Here is a 12,886-nt window from a genome sequence, read left to right on the forward strand (position 1 = left end):
GCCCGGAAGGGGTGAACCGGCCCTTGTCGGGTAACCGCTCGCCGACCGGGGGCGGAGCGCGTGGTGGGGGTGGGGCTGGGTGCCGGAACAGAATCGGGTACGGGTGGAGTCGGCGCCGGGGCCACCGCTGTTGGCGTCCCGGCTGACGCCGGCCGTGCCGCCGGAGCCGGTGGTGGCCCGGCCCCGCCTGCTGCGCCGGTTGGACGAGGGCAGCGCGGGTCCCGTCACCCTGGTGACCGCCCCCGCCGGCTGGGGCAAGACCACGCTGCTCGCCTCCTGGGTGCGGCTTGGCGGCGCGCCACCCGACGTCGAGCCGGGCGCGGTCGTGCCCGACTCCGGTGACCTGTCGGTTTCGCCCACCGACGACCCGGTGACCACGTGGATGTCGGTGGAGACCGGCGACGACGGGAACCGGCTCTGGGCCTACCTGGCCGCAGCGCTGCGGTCGGCGACCGGGTCGGCGGAGGACGGCCCCATGCCGGACCGCCCGCCGCGCCCCGACCAACTGGAGGCGCTGGCCGCCACCCTCGCCGCCGCCGACCGGCCGGTGCTGCTGATCCTCGACGACCTGCACCGGGTGGCCGACCCGGCGGCGTTGAGCGGCCTCGAGTTCCTGCTGCGGCACGCCGGGCGGCGGCTCCGTCTGGTGATCGGCGCGCGGGCCGGCCTGCACCTGCCGCTGCACCGGTTCCGCCTCGCCGGCGAGCTGACCGAGATCGGCCCGGACGAGCTGGCGTTCACCGACGACGAGGTGGCCGACCTGCTCACCGCCCACGCCGCCGCGTTGCCCGCGACCGCCGTGCACCGGCTGCGCGAGCGCACCGGCGGCTGGCCGGCCGCGCTGCGCATCGCGGCCCTGGCGGTACGCGGACAGCCCGACCCGGAGCGCTGGGTGGGCCAGTTCGGCGGTGACCAACCGGAGATCGCCGGCTACCTGCACGAGGAGGTGCTCGCGACGGTCGACCCGGCCGAGCGGGACCTGCTGCGCCGTACCGCGCTCGTCGACACCGTCTGCCCCGACCTGGCCGAGGCCCTGACCGGGCGCTCCGACGCCGACAGGGCGCTTGCCGACCTGGCCCACGATGGGCTGCTGCACCGGGAGGACACCCGGCCGCCCTGGTACCGGTGCGAGTCGCTCCTCGCCGACCTGCTCCGCGCCGACCTGGCCCGGTTGCCCGCCGACGAGGTGCGGGAGCTGCACGTCCGAGCCGCCGACTGGTACGCGGGCGACGGCCGGCCCGCCGAAGCGCTGCGGCACGCCCTGGCCGCCGGCCGCTGGGACCTGGCCGGCGACCTGTTCGTCGCGAACTGGCCGGAGCTGACCCGCTACGACGCTGACCCGACGCACGCCCCGGCACCCGCGCCGCCGCCGGCGGAGGTGATCCGCGCCGACCCGGAGACGGCGTTGGCCTGCGCCGCCGAGCGCGCGTACGCCGGTGACCTGCCGGCCGCCACCGGTCACCTGCGGGCCGCAGCCGCGCACGCCGCAGATCTGCCGGTGCCGCGCCGGGACCGTTTCCTCCGGTTGGTCACCGCTCTGGAGCTGACCGTGGCCCGGCTCGTCGACGACCGCGCCGAGGCCCGGGCCGCGGCGGCTCGACTGCTGCGCACCCGCCCGGCGGACGCCACGCCCACTGCCCCGAGCAGTTCCGCCGTCGGCTCGGACGGGCGGCCGACAGGCGCCGGGGTGGCCGGTTCCGCCCCCACGACAGGTGGTGGTGGCGCAGCCGACGACCTGGACCTGCGGGCGTTCACCGGCACCGCGCTGGGGCTTGTCGGGTTGGCCGACGGCGCGCTGCCCACCGCTCGCTTCGTCCGGGCCCGGGCGGCGGCCCGGGAGGCCGATCGGCCACGTACCGAGCTGGTCGCCGCGAGTCGCGCCGCGCTGCTGCTCGCGTTGCGCGGCGAGGTGGCGGCGGCCGAGCAGGCGGCCCGCGACGCGCTCGCCATGCCGACCGGCCGGGGCTGGTCCTGCCGGCTCGACTGCGGCTACGCCTACCTGGCCCTCGCCGTGGTGGCGCTGCTGCGTGACCAGCCCGGGGAGGCCACGGCCAACCTCGCCCTCGCCCGCCCGGCGCTCGTCGTGACGGGCGGCTGGGCCGGTAGCCCCGGAGGGGATGACGACTGGCTGGTCGCCGCCTCCGGTGAACCGGTGGCGGCGGCGGTGGCCGCGCTGTGCCAGGCCCGACTGCGACACGACTCCGGCGACCCGGCGGCCGGCCAACGACTGCTCGTCCGGGCCCGGGAGGCGCTCGCCGACCGGCCGTCGGCCGCCGCGGTGACAGGTCTGCTGCGGGCCGCCGAAGCCGACCTGCGCGCCGCGCGGGGCGACCTGGACTCCGCCCGAGAGCTGCTGGCCGGCGCCGCCGACGAGGGGGCCGACCCGGTGCTCGCGGTGACGTTGGCGAAGGTGCAGTTGCTTGCCGGCGACGCCGCCGCCGCTGAACGGACCCTGCCGGACTGGCAGGCGCCGGCCGCCACCGCCTGGCCGCTACCGGTACGGCTGGACGCCGGTCTGCTGGACGCGGTACTTGCCGAACGCTCCGGCGACGGACGTCGGGCGGGTCGGATCCTGGAGCGGACGCTGGACCTGGCCGGCCCGTCCGGCTGTCGACGGGCCTTCACCCGTGCCGAACCACCCGTGCGGGACCTGCTGGCCGCCCACCTGGACGCCGGCACCGCGCACTTCGCACTGGTAAGCGATCTGGTACGGGTCGCCGGCTCGGGCCCTGCCGGGCCGGCCGCCAGCCCCGGCCTCGCCCTCGACGAGCCACTCACCGAGCGAGAGCTGACCATCCTGCGCTACCTGCAGAGCATCCTGTCCAACGTGGAGATCGCCGGTGAGCTGTCCCTCTCGGTCAACACGGTGAAGACCCACGTCCGCAACATCTACCGCAAACTCGACGCGACCCGCCGGCGCGAGGCGGTCCGGCGGGCGCGCGAGTTGCGGCTGATCTGAGCGGACGGCGATCAGGCGTTCGCGGCGGCGTCCGCAGCCGTCAGCAGGTCGGGCAGGTCGTATCCGCCGTCGTGCCGAATGCCGTTGACGAACAGGGTGGGGGTGCCGTTCACCCCGCTGCGGATGCCGCCCACGAAGTCCCGGCGCACCCGGTCGGCGTGCGCACGGTTCTCCACCTCGGCGTTCAACTCGTCCGGCGGCAACCCGACCTGCTCGACGCCGAGCGACAGGTGCACCGGGTCGAGCTGGTCCTGATGCTCGTAGAGCCAGTCGTGCATCTCCCAGAACCGACCCCGGACGGCGGCCGCCTCGGCCGTCTCGGCGGCGCGCTCGGCGTACGGGTGCACGTTGGCGATCGGGAAGTAGCGGTAGACCAGCCGGACGGTGTCGGCCCGCTGCCGCAGCAACTCGTGCAGGTTCGGGTACGCGGCGCCACAGAACTGGCACTGGAAGTCGCCGTACTCGACGATCGTCACCGCCGCGTCGGCCGGCCCCCGGATGTGGTCCTCGGTGGTCACCGGGTCGCGAAGTCGGGCGGTGACCTGCAGTGGCGTGCTCATCCGGCCATCACCTTCCGATCGGCGGCGAGTTGGTCCAGCGCGTCGAAGATGCCGTCGGCGCCGGGGTTGACGTCGGGCGGCGACAGGTAGCTCCAGGTCACCGTCCCCGCCGGGTCGAGTACGACGAGCGCGCGGGCCGCCTCACCGTTCGGCATGTACGCCCCGTAGCTGCGCGCCACCTCGCCCTTCGGCTCGAAGTCGGCGAGCAGGGGGAACTCGATGCCCCGGCTCTCCGCGAACGCCCGGTGTGACCAGATGCTGTCCACGGAAATGCCGAGCACCACCGCCTGGTACTGGGCGAAGACGGGTGCCGCCGACTGGTAGAGCGACATCTGGTCACCGCAGACCGGGCTCCAGTCGGCGGGGTAGAAGGCGAGCACGACCGGCCGGCCACGGAACTGCTCGGGTCCCAGCAGAGCCCCGTCCGGGGTGGCCGGGAGGGTGAAGCCGGGTGCGGTCCGCCCCGGCTGGATCAGCCCACTCGGATCACTCATGCCACCAGCCTGCTCCCGGGGTGGGTGAGGCCGGCTCACCCACCCCGGGTGGTTCCGCGCCGGCCCGGCTCTGCGCCCGCTCGGCGCGGTCCGGGTTCCGGCCCGTTCAGCGCAGCACCGGGGCGACCGCGATGTGGTTCTGCACCTCCCGGATGCCGGGCGCGGACCAGGCCACCTGCTCGACCTCGGCCCGCTCGGGCATCGAGTGCACCAAACCGGCGAGTATCGCCGTGTCGCCGTGCACCCGGACGCTCACCCGTTCGGCCTCGCTCGCCCCGGCCCGGGCGAGGGCGTCGACGATCCGATCGGCCAGGTCCCGCCCGTCCGGCGCGCTGGCCGGTCGGACGGTGATGCCGTTGCTCACCCCGCGTACGCCGGTCAGCCGGGCGACCGCCCGCTCGGCGGCCCGGCGCTGGTACTCCCATTCGACGTCGCCGTGCAGCGTCACCCAGCCGGCCGAGACGGTGACCTGGAGCTTCTCGATAGGTACGAACGCGTCCCACTCCAGTCCGTGACTGGCTGCGGCGGCCAGGTCGGGGTCGGCCCGCTCGGTGCCGTTGGTGAGCTGCACGGCCACGTCGTTGGCGACCGCCCGGACCGAGGCGACCCGGTGGGCGGCCCGTTCGGCGGCCCACTTCTTGGCATAGCTGTCCACCCGGCCGTTGAGGGTCACGACGCCCTCGGCCACGGTCACGCCGATCTCGTGCGGCTGCACCCGTGGCTCCCAGGTCAGCTCGTCGAGGACGGCGGACTGGATGTCCTGGTCGGTGCGGTTGATCTCCGCGATGGCCATCTGTCCCTCCTCCGCTGTGGCAACGGCGGACCGGGTGGTGGCTGCGGCCGGAGGTCCGCCGTGCTGCGATCCTGCCGTCGCCCCGGGTGAGCCGCCCTCGCCCGGACGGGGTGACGGCGTGGCCGGACCTGGGCGGCACGGGCGGGACCCGCGGACGGATATCGATGATGGGAGCGCTTCCAAAGCGAGCGCCTTTCGGTTACGGTAGTCGCGTTCCTCGATCGCGGGAGCCGTCGCGTCGGGCGGTGGAGCCAGGGCAGCTCCGTCCGTTCCCGTCGTCGTGCTCGTCCCCCGAGCCACGGCGTCACCTCGACGATCGACCCCGTCCCCCGGGGCTCCATCCCGAGAGGAACCGCAGGCGCGGAGACGTCTCACCGGCACGGTCGTATCCGTGCCGGCCACCGGCGCAGCCGTGGCGGTGGTCCCGTTCGCCTCCGCTGGGCCGGCCAGCACCCCCGGCCCGTCACCTGCATGCCCGCTGAGCAGGTGATCCGGGACGGGACCCCGGATCACCACAAAACACCGGTCCGCCGGGCCGCCTGAGGGGTCCGGCACCCGGCGGACCGGGCTTCACCCCACCACCGGACGGGCCCCACCCGACCTGTAGGTCGAGCGGGGCCCGTCGGGGTGGTGCTGTCGATCAGACGGCGGGGGAGCCAGGACGGTCGACGTCGACGAACTCCACGTCGTCGACGGCGCGGTCGTCCCGGCTGCCGGCGGCCCGGGCGGCGGAGCCGACCGCCCAGCCGATCGCCGCACCGGCGAGCGCGGCGCCGATCAGGAGCGTCCAGGGCAGTGCCGGCTGACGGCCGGCGAGCGCGTCGAAGGCCAGCGAGGCGCGGCGCCGCGCCTCGTCGGCGGCGGAGCCCACGAGGTCACTCGCGCCATCGGCGAACTCGCCGCTGTTCTGGCGGGCCGCGCGGGCGGTGTCCCGCACGCTGTCCCCGGCGTAGCTGACCGCCGAGAGCAGGTGCTCCCAGGCCTGGTCCGCGATCCGCTCCGGCTTGCTGCGGCGGTCCAGCAGGTTGGTTCCGAACATCGTGGTTACCTCCTCGGGTGCCGCCGGCCACTTCGGACTTCGGCGTCTCTCCAGCGCGTCACGGTGTCGCCTACCCCGGCAGTGCCCCACGTCAGCCGGGCGCAAACCCCGCTCTCCGCGCCGCACCGGTAGCTCGGCACGCGCTGACCCGGCGCGCCACCGCCTCAGCGCACCGCTGACACGGTGACGCCGCGGGCGAAGTCGTCGTCGTCCCCGTCGTCATCGTCGCCTCCGCCACCGAAACCACAGGCCAGGACGAGGGCGAGCAGAACGCCGACGCCGGCCAACCCGGCAAGCCGCTTGATCATCGAAGATCCTCTCCGTCGCGGTGGTGTCCCGGCCGATGCTAGGGCGCGTCGGCAACCGGGGCTGCGGATCGCGCCGGCCCGCCGGGGCGACACGCCGACGGCACACGGGGCAGGCGTACGCCGTGGGCCGGTTGTCGGGCGTGCCCGGTGCGGACCGCTACCCTGGTTCGGCGGCGCACCGGTCACGACTGGTCGCCGGTGGTCAAATAACAAAAAGTCTTGAGTAATCAGATACTGAAAAGTGCGGATATGGGCCGCTTTGTGGGCCCGGATCCGCGAATTGCTCATCCCGAGGGGTGGCGACCGAGGCCGTCGGAGGAATACTCTCGGTCGCGGCCCGCGTACTGATGAGACGCCCGGGGGACGGGCGGGTGGAGGTGCTCGCGTGAGCCTGTCGATCGTGAAGTCGGTTCTGACCGGTGGTGTCGTGGAGATCGCCCCGCGGGGCGAGATCGACGTCGACACAGCGTACGAGGTGCGCGAAGCGATCGCGGAGGTGCTGGCCAAGGGCCGCCCCCTGCGCATCGAGCTCAACATGAGGCTTGTCACCTTCATCGACTCCGTCGGCATCAGCGCCATGGTCGCCGGCTTCCAGACAGCCGAGGTCAGCGACGTCAAGCTGGTGGTCACCCAGCCGAGCCGATTCGTGCACCGGCAGCTCTGGGTCACCGGCCTGCTCGGTCTCTTCGGTGCACCGGAGCCCTACTTCGCCGGCGCTGCCACCCCTGAGGTGCTGCCCGGCGCCTGAGCGCGCCGGGCGTCCTCGTCAACGCAGCTCGTCCAGGCCGGTCAGGTCGATGTCGGTCGCCTCGGTGACCGCTCGGATGGCCGTCACCGACGCGTACCCGGCGGCGAGCAACGCCACGTCCGTTCCGGGCTGCGCGGCCTGCCCCGGCTCCTCCAACGAGGTACGGACGAACCCGTGGCCGGACTCGGCCACCGTCATCTGCACCTGACCGAAGCTGGCCAGGCTGCCTCGCCGCACCCCGCGCAGCCGATCGTGCGGCAGGTCCGGGGCGTTCACGTTGAGCACGCTCTCCATCGGCGCGGAGGTCAACCGGGGGAGCAGGTCCAGGGCGACCCGCGCCGCGGTGCCCCAGTGCCGCTCGGCGTCGCGGACCCGGCTGGCGGCATCCACCGCGGCGCCACCGCTCGCGGCCGTCGCCTCGCCGGCCGAGAGCACGTCGAGGGAGACCGCCATCGCCCGGCAGCCGTTCGTGGCGGCGGTGAACGCGGCCCCCACGGTCCCGGAGTGCAGCACGGCCCGGCCGGCGTTGGCGCCCCGGTTGACACCGGAGAGCACCACCGACGGCGGTGAGCCGAACGCTCCATGCAGGGCGATCAGCGTGATGAAGCCCGGGGACCCGGCGACCCCGTACGCCGGCACACCCGCCAGGTCCGGCAGCGGGTGGTCGTGCACGACGACCCGACCGTCGCGCTCCATGGCGCTCATCGCGGCGCTGGTGCCGCTCGCCTCCTCCATCGGCGCGGCGACCACCACGTCCAGGCCCCGCTGCCGGGCCGCCCAGGCCAGGGCCTGGATGCCGGGTGCCCCGATCCCGTCGTCGTTGGTGATCAACACTCGCAGGGTCATCGCTCGACCACCCGGTCGGCCAACTCGTCGGGGGTGGTCCGCTCCTGCTGCCGGCTGTCCACCGGCACCAGTCGGACCCGGTCCACCAGGCCGGTGATCGAGTCCAGCCGTCCGGTGCCCAGGCCGTGCCGGGTCACGTTCAGCGCGCCGGCGGCGGCGCCGGTGCGGATGGCGGTCCGGATGTCACCGCCCCTGGCCACGACGGCGGCCACTCCGGCGGTCATCGAGTCGCCCGCGCCGCGCGGGTCCGCCGCCTCCAGTTGGGGCATCTCGACCTGGAACAACTCACCGTCGATGAGCGCCAACGCCGGCTGGTCGGCGCGGCTCACCACCACCGTCTCGGCGCCGCCCGCGTGCAGTTCGTACATGGCCCGGGTCAGCTCCACGCTGTCGTCGCTGCGGGCGCGGCCATCACGAATCAACTCCTCGTGACTCACCTTGAGGAAGAACACCCCGCCCTCCAGCGCCGAACCGAGGTGGTCGCCGGAGAGATCGACAACCACCCGGCCGCCGTTCGCGCCGAGGTCGGCGGCGAACCGTCGATAAAGGTCAGCCGGTACGAGCCAGGGTTCGTTCGGCCCACTGAGGATGCTCACCGAGGCCCGCAGGCCCTCGCCGAGGGCGAGGTTGTACAGCTCGTCGATCTCGTGCCGGCTCAGCGGTTGCCCGGGCACGTCGGCGACCTCCTGCCGGGAGCCGTCACGGCGATCATGCACGTACCCGCCGCTGCCGGAATCCCGGACCACCACCTTGAGATCCACGCCCTCACTGACCAGCAACGGCTCCAGCACCTGGCCGATCTCGCCACCGAGAGCGGCGCAGAGCACCACGTCGACGCCGAGGGAGATCACCATCCGGGCCTGCCAGACGCCCTGCCCGCCGGGGTGCAGGTGCAGCTCCGGATGGTCGTTGGGCTGGTCCACGGTCACCGTCAGCTGCGGAGTGGGCGCGAAGACCATCACGTGCCCGCTCATCGGTCGTCGCCGTTCATCCTGGCCACCCTCCGGCACCTCGGGAAGTTAAGCACCAATCGACCTTAATGGCGCAGATAGCGGCAAGTTGCCGCATCGGCTCGGTCCCGCGCGGCGCTGGAGGTCGCCGGGCGTTGCCAGCCAGACATCGGTACGGGACGATCGTGCGACAAACGACGGCGGGAGACGGTGTGCTCACGAGCGATACCTTCAGCTACACCGTCCAGGCCCGGTCCTCACCCGCCGAGGCGGCGGCTCTGCTCAGCGACCTGACCCGGCAGGGTGAGCTGCACCCGTTGATCGTCCAGGTCACTCGGGTGGTGCCGCCCCGGCCCGGCGCCCAGGCCAGCTACACGATCAACGACCGGCTGGCGGCCGGCCCGCTGCGCTTCCGGACCACCTACCACGCGGACGTGCTGATCAACGAGGCCGACGAGATCGTCATGGTGGCCCGCCAGTGGCCCGCCACCACGGTGCGCAACCACACCCGACTGCGGCCCGAGTCGGACGGTCTGGTCCGCATCGACGTCGAGATCACCCTGACCGCACCGACGCCGCTGTTCCGCTACGCGTTTCGCCAGGCCCGAGCCGCCCACCTGGCCCTCGCCACCCGGCTGGGCGCGGCCCTCGACCCCCCCGACGGCCGTCCTTCTCCCACCTGACCAACCCCCGCGCCGCCCCGCCCCGCCCCGCGCCGCCCCGCCCCGCCCCGCGCGGCCCCGCCCCGCGCCGCCCCGCCCCGCCCCGCATCGCGCGGCCCCGCCCCGCCCCGGACCGCACCGCGCGGCCCCGCCCCGCCCCGGAGCGCACCGCGCGGCCCCGCCCCGCCCCGCACCGCCCTCACGCCTGGTCCCAAGATCCGCGCAACATCCCCGATGTTGCTGCCTCCAGAGCGCGAGAGACAGCAACATCCCCGATGTTGTGCGGATCTTGACGAGGAATTCTCAGCACGGTTGCCCGGGCGGCCGACCGGGAGCGTCGGGGAGCGCCCGTCGCCCTCAAGGTCACGCTCGATCATTGATGTAGTGGCCCCGGACGGTCAGGAGGCCACTACATCATGGTTACAGCGCGATCATGGGCTGGTCCCCATCGGGCACGGTCGCGATCATGGTGTCGCGGTCACCGTCTGGGAGCGGGGGCGGGCGCGGTCACCGTCTGGGAGCGGGGGCGGGCGCGGTCACCGTCTGGGAGCCGGAGCCGGAGCCGGAGTCGGAGTCGGAGCCGGAGTCGGAACCGGAGTCGGAACCGGAACCGGAACCGGAGTCGGAACCGGAGCGGAAGCCGGAGCGGGGGCGTGCGGTGCGTCGGCCCCACGGTTTGTACGTGGACAGTACGGTCGCGATGATCATCAGGCTGGTCGACACGGCCGGTGCGATCACCAGGTCGACGCGGTCACGTGCGGGCAGGGCGGCGCCGACCGCTCCGGCGTGGCGCAGGTTCGGAGTGAGCAGGAACAGCACCAGTCCGACCATCACGGTGGTGAGCACGAGCTTGACCAGCACCCAGCGGTGGCGCAGCAGGCCCCACGGGGTGAGCAGCGAGCTGGCGACTCCGATCAGCCAGACCAGGACGCTCAGCGGCGCGAACAGCACCGTGCCGACCACTGCCGTGACCGGATAGACCACGGCCGGGTCGGCGCCCCGCTGCACGGCGATGCCGAGGGTGAGCAGCACCAGGTCGGCGCCCAGCCAGCCGAGCGAGGTGACGAGGTGCAGGGTGAGCAGCGCCTTGCGGGTGGCGGGTCGGATCCGAGGCATACCGCGATGCTGCCCGCCGACCCCAGCCGGGTCGTCCGACGAGAAACGACACCGGGGGTACGCCCGGCGACGTAGCCCGGGCCGAACACGGTGCTGCCTGTGCGTCACCACGACGACGCACAGGCAGCACCACGGGTGGCTCAGTAGACCGACAGGTGTACGTGGTTGGTGTGGTCGGTGGACGGGGTGCCGTGCGCCCCGCTGTACGACTTCCATCCGCTGCTGGGCAGCCAGATCTGCTTGTACCAGATCACGTAGAGCACGGCGAGCCGGTCCGCGTTGCGGATGAAGTACGCGGCCAGGTTGTTGCCGTACGTCTTGTCGCCGCCGGTGGCAACTCCACCGAAGCCGCTCTTCTGTGCCGCGAAGTCGCAGGCCCGGCCCTTCGGGTGTTCACCGGAGCCGCTGGGGCGGTGGCACGAGACGTACCGGGTGAAGTCTGCGGCCTTGGCCTGGTTGAGCGCGTGCAGGGTGCGCGGGGTGATGCAACCGCTGGCCGGCGTGGGGTCGTTGACACTGCACGACTCGGAGGGCCAGGAGCCGTCGGAGTTGCGGGGCGCGGGCTTCGCGTTCGCGGTGGAGGTGCCGCGGTTGGAGTCGCTGCCGGAGGCGGTCTGCGGCTTGGGTGTGGTGGCCACGGTCAGGGCCCGTTCGGCCTGGTCCTTGCGCTTGGCCATCACCGCGACCTGCTTGCGCTGTTCGTTGATCTCGCCGGTCAGCGCGACCCGGGTGCGGTTGCCCTTGTCCTTGCTGTCCAACAGGTCGCGCAGCACCCGGTCCTCGTTGGCGGCTACCGCGTCCAGTGCGGCCGCCCGGTCCATGAAGCCTTCCGGAGTGTTGCTGTTGAGCAGCGCCGACATCGCGCCGAGCCGGCCGGTGCGGTACGCCACCTCGGCGATCTCGCCGACCTTGCCGGTGCGCTGGTCGATCTCGACCTCGATGGTCTTCAACTGGGTGGCGAGTTGCTGCTGTCGTCGTACCGAGGTGTCCAGGGCGCGCTTGGCGTCCAGGTAGCCCTTGCTGGCCGCCTCCAGTTGGGCGCGCAACGCCGGGGTGCCGCCCTCCTCGTCGGAGTCGGGTGCGGCGGCCCGCAGGCCGGTCGGGGGAGCGGCCGAAGCGGTGCCGGCCGGGAGCGCGACGCCGAGGGCGAACATCGCGACAATCAGGGCCGCCAGTCGGGCGGCGGGTGGTCGTGCTGGTGCCACTGCGCATGTCCTTCCGTCAGCCGCCGACCGGGTTAGCTGACGGGTTCGGGACGGAAGATCCCTACCGCTGACGCGGATGCACCCCAGGAACATGGTTCCCCGGTTCGCCCAGGAGGGCGATTAGGCGGCGACCACCACCGGCGCCGGGAGGGCGCCGCCTGGTGGAGGCCGGGACCGAGCCTACCGGGGCGGATGGGGCCGCTGCAGCCGATGTGACGGACGGTGCGTGCGTCACGACGGAAAATCAGGGCACCGTCGTGAACGTCGCCTCACCATTCGATGGAGCCACACGCTCCGGACGCGGCGCCGGGCTCGATCTGCAACGTCGCGTGCTCGATGCGGAAGTCGTCGTGCAGGGCGGTACGCGCCGCGGTGAGCACCGCGCCGACCTCCGCGCCGGGCTCCATGGTCAGGTGTGCCGAGGCCACGTCCATCCCGGAGGTGAGCGTCCAGACGTGCAGGTCGTGCACCTCGACCACACCGGGGACGGCGGCCAGCCGGTCGTGCACGGCGGTCACCTGTAGGTGCTCCGGAGCGGCCTGCACCAGGATGCGGATGGCCGCTCGGGCCAGCCGCCAGGTGCGCGGCAGGATGAACACGCCGATGGCGACGGCGACCAGGGGGTCGGCCCACCACCAGTCGGTGGCGATGATGAGCAGTGCCGCGCCGATGACGCCGACCGAGCCGAGCAGGTCGCCGAGCACCTCCAGGTAGGCGCCCTGAAGGTTGATGCTCTCGCGTGCCCCGGCGCGCAGCAGGCCGAAGGCGGCGATGTTGGCGAGCAGTCCGAGCACGGCCACCACGAGCATCGGGCCGGTGATGATCTCGTGTGGGTCGCCGAAGCGGCGGATCGCCTCGATCACCACGTAGATGGCGACACCGGAGAGCAGGACGGCGTTTGCCAGCGCGGCGAGCACTTCGAGTCGGTAGAGCCCGAAGGTGCGCTGCGGGTCGCCGGTGGCCCGCCGGGTCGCCGTGATCGCGGCGAGGGCCATCCCGATGCCGAGCACGTCGGTGAACATGTGCCCGGCGTCGGAGAGCAGGGCGAGCGAGCCGGTGTGCAGGGCCACCACCGCCTCGACCACCATCAGGGTGGCGAGCAGACCGAACGCCGCCCAGAGTCGCCCCCGGTGCTGGTGTGCGGCATTGGCGACGGACCCGTGGTGGTGGTCATGACCTGCGCCCACGAGAATCACCTTCCGCCGC

13 protein-coding genes and 1 riboswitch are annotated in these 12,886 nt (G+C 73.3%); of the genes, 3 read left to right on the forward strand and 10 right to left on the reverse strand.

Annotated elements, in window-relative coordinates; all coding sequences use genetic code 11:
• The first annotated feature begins 79 nt into the window (after positions 1 to 79).
• Complete coding sequence (locus AB0C15_RS19345; RefSeq protein ID WP_357353735.1) at positions 80 to 2,959, forward strand: LuxR C-terminal-related transcriptional regulator; 2,880 nt, start codon at positions 80 to 82, stop codon at positions 2,957 to 2,959.
• An 11-nt stretch (positions 2,960 to 2,970) separates the two neighbouring features.
• On the opposite strand, the gene AB0C15_RS19350 is transcribed toward AB0C15_RS19345, so the two are convergent.
• The 5 genes from AB0C15_RS19350 to AB0C15_RS19370 form a co-directional block, all read right to left on the reverse strand.
• Positions 2,971 to 3,519, reverse strand: coding sequence for a DsbA family protein (locus tag AB0C15_RS19350; protein WP_357353737.1), 549 nt, complete (start codon positions 3,517 to 3,519; stop codon positions 2,971 to 2,973).
• Complete coding sequence (locus AB0C15_RS19355) at positions 3,516 to 4,013, reverse strand: redoxin domain-containing protein (protein WP_357353739.1); 498 nt, start codon at positions 4,011 to 4,013, stop codon at positions 3,516 to 3,518. Before AB0C15_RS19355 ends, AB0C15_RS19350 begins: the two co-directional genes overlap by 4 nt.
• Before the next feature lie 106 nt (positions 4,014 to 4,119).
• Positions 4,120 to 4,806, reverse strand: a complete 687-nt coding sequence (locus AB0C15_RS19360) for a BON domain-containing protein (protein WP_357353742.1) — start codon at positions 4,804 to 4,806, stop codon at positions 4,120 to 4,122.
• A 640-nt stretch (positions 4,807 to 5,446) separates the two neighbouring features.
• Positions 5,447 to 5,845 carry a hypothetical protein gene (locus AB0C15_RS19365; RefSeq protein WP_357353743.1) on the reverse strand — a complete coding sequence of 133 codons (399 nt, stop codon included), beginning with the start codon at positions 5,843 to 5,845 and terminating at the stop codon, positions 5,447 to 5,449.
• 164 nt (positions 5,846 to 6,009) lie between these two features.
• Positions 6,010 to 6,153, reverse strand: coding sequence for a hypothetical protein (locus AB0C15_RS19370; protein ID WP_357353745.1), 144 nt, complete (start codon positions 6,151 to 6,153; stop codon positions 6,010 to 6,012).
• A 385-nt stretch (positions 6,154 to 6,538) separates the two neighbouring features.
• Here AB0C15_RS19370 and AB0C15_RS19375 point away from each other — a divergent pair, with 385 nt between their 5' ends.
• The gene (locus AB0C15_RS19375; protein ID WP_357353747.1) at positions 6,539 to 6,901 is read left to right on the forward strand and encodes an STAS domain-containing protein; all 363 of its coding nucleotides are present in this window, start codon (positions 6,539 to 6,541) and stop codon (positions 6,899 to 6,901) included.
• Between the two features lie 18 nt (positions 6,902 to 6,919).
• Here AB0C15_RS19375 and AB0C15_RS19380 read toward each other — a convergent pair whose 3' ends face one another.
• Complete coding sequence (locus AB0C15_RS19380) at positions 6,920 to 7,747, reverse strand: 5'/3'-nucleotidase SurE (protein WP_357353749.1); 828 nt, start codon at positions 7,745 to 7,747, stop codon at positions 6,920 to 6,922.
• A complete protein-coding gene (locus AB0C15_RS19385; protein ID WP_357353751.1) occupies positions 7,744 to 8,721 on the reverse strand; it encodes a PfkB family carbohydrate kinase in 978 nt (325 codons plus the stop codon). Before AB0C15_RS19385 ends, AB0C15_RS19380 begins: the two co-directional genes overlap by 4 nt.
• Positions 8,722 to 8,909: 188 nt before the next feature.
• On the opposite strand from AB0C15_RS19385, the gene AB0C15_RS19390 reads away from it, so the two are divergent.
• Positions 8,910 to 9,380 (forward strand): SRPBCC family protein, encoded by a 471-nt coding sequence (locus AB0C15_RS19390; protein WP_357353753.1) that lies wholly within the window; start codon positions 8,910 to 8,912, stop codon positions 9,378 to 9,380.
• 486 nt (positions 9,381 to 9,866) lie between these two features.
• Here AB0C15_RS19390 and AB0C15_RS19395 read toward each other — a convergent pair whose 3' ends face one another.
• The 3 genes from AB0C15_RS19395 to AB0C15_RS19405 form a co-directional block, all read right to left on the reverse strand.
• Positions 9,867 to 10,475 carry a DUF2269 domain-containing protein gene (locus AB0C15_RS19395; protein ID WP_357353755.1) on the reverse strand — a complete coding sequence of 203 codons (609 nt, stop codon included), beginning with the start codon at positions 10,473 to 10,475 and terminating at the stop codon, positions 9,867 to 9,869.
• A gap of 140 nt (positions 10,476 to 10,615) precedes the next feature.
• Entirely contained in the window at positions 10,616 to 11,629 is a 1,014-nt protein-coding gene (locus AB0C15_RS19400) for a hypothetical protein (RefSeq protein ID WP_357353950.1), read from the reverse strand.
• 56 nt (positions 11,630 to 11,685) lie between these two features.
• A riboswitch (cyclic di-AMP (ydaO/yuaA leader) is annotated at positions 11,686 to 11,817 on the reverse strand.
• Between the two features lie 132 nt (positions 11,818 to 11,949).
• Complete coding sequence (locus AB0C15_RS19405) at positions 11,950 to 12,867, reverse strand: cation diffusion facilitator family transporter (RefSeq protein ID WP_357353757.1); 918 nt, start codon at positions 12,865 to 12,867, stop codon at positions 11,950 to 11,952.
• Between the last annotated feature and the right edge of the window lie 19 nt (positions 12,868 to 12,886).

Origin of the sequence: Micromonospora sp. NPDC048835 (assembly GCF_040649995.1) — a bacterium.
Lineage (GTDB): Bacteria > Actinomycetota > Actinomycetes > Mycobacteriales > Micromonosporaceae > Micromonospora.

Bases quoted from the DNA above. Each gene is read 5' to 3' on its own strand.
- AB0C15_RS19350 (WP_357353737.1), bottom strand. From the start codon at position 3,519: ATGAGCACGCCACTGCAGGTCACCGCCCGACTTCGCGACCCGGTGACC.
- AB0C15_RS19365 (WP_357353743.1), bottom strand. From the start codon at position 5,845: ATGTTCGGAACCAACCTGCTGGACCGCCGCAGCAAGCCGGAGCGGATC.
- AB0C15_RS19370 (WP_357353745.1), bottom strand. From the start codon at position 6,153: ATGATCAAGCGGCTTGCCGGGTTGGCCGGCGTCGGCGTTCTGCTCGCC.
- AB0C15_RS19395 (WP_357353755.1), bottom strand. From the start codon at position 10,475: ATGCCTCGGATCCGACCCGCCACCCGCAAGGCGCTGCTCACCCTGCAC.
- AB0C15_RS19385 (WP_357353751.1), bottom strand. From the start codon at position 8,721: ATGAGCGGGCACGTGATGGTCTTCGCGCCCACTCCGCAGCTGACGGTG.
- AB0C15_RS19380 (WP_357353749.1), bottom strand. From the start codon at position 7,747: ATGACCCTGCGAGTGTTGATCACCAACGACGACGGGATCGGGGCACCC.
- AB0C15_RS19355 (WP_357353739.1), bottom strand. From the start codon at position 4,013: ATGAGTGATCCGAGTGGGCTGATCCAGCCGGGGCGGACCGCACCCGGC.
- AB0C15_RS19400 (WP_357353950.1), bottom strand. From the start codon at position 11,629: ATGTTCGCCCTCGGCGTCGCGCTCCCGGCCGGCACCGCTTCGGCCGCT.
- AB0C15_RS19360 (WP_357353742.1), bottom strand. From the start codon at position 4,806: ATGGCCATCGCGGAGATCAACCGCACCGACCAGGACATCCAGTCCGCC.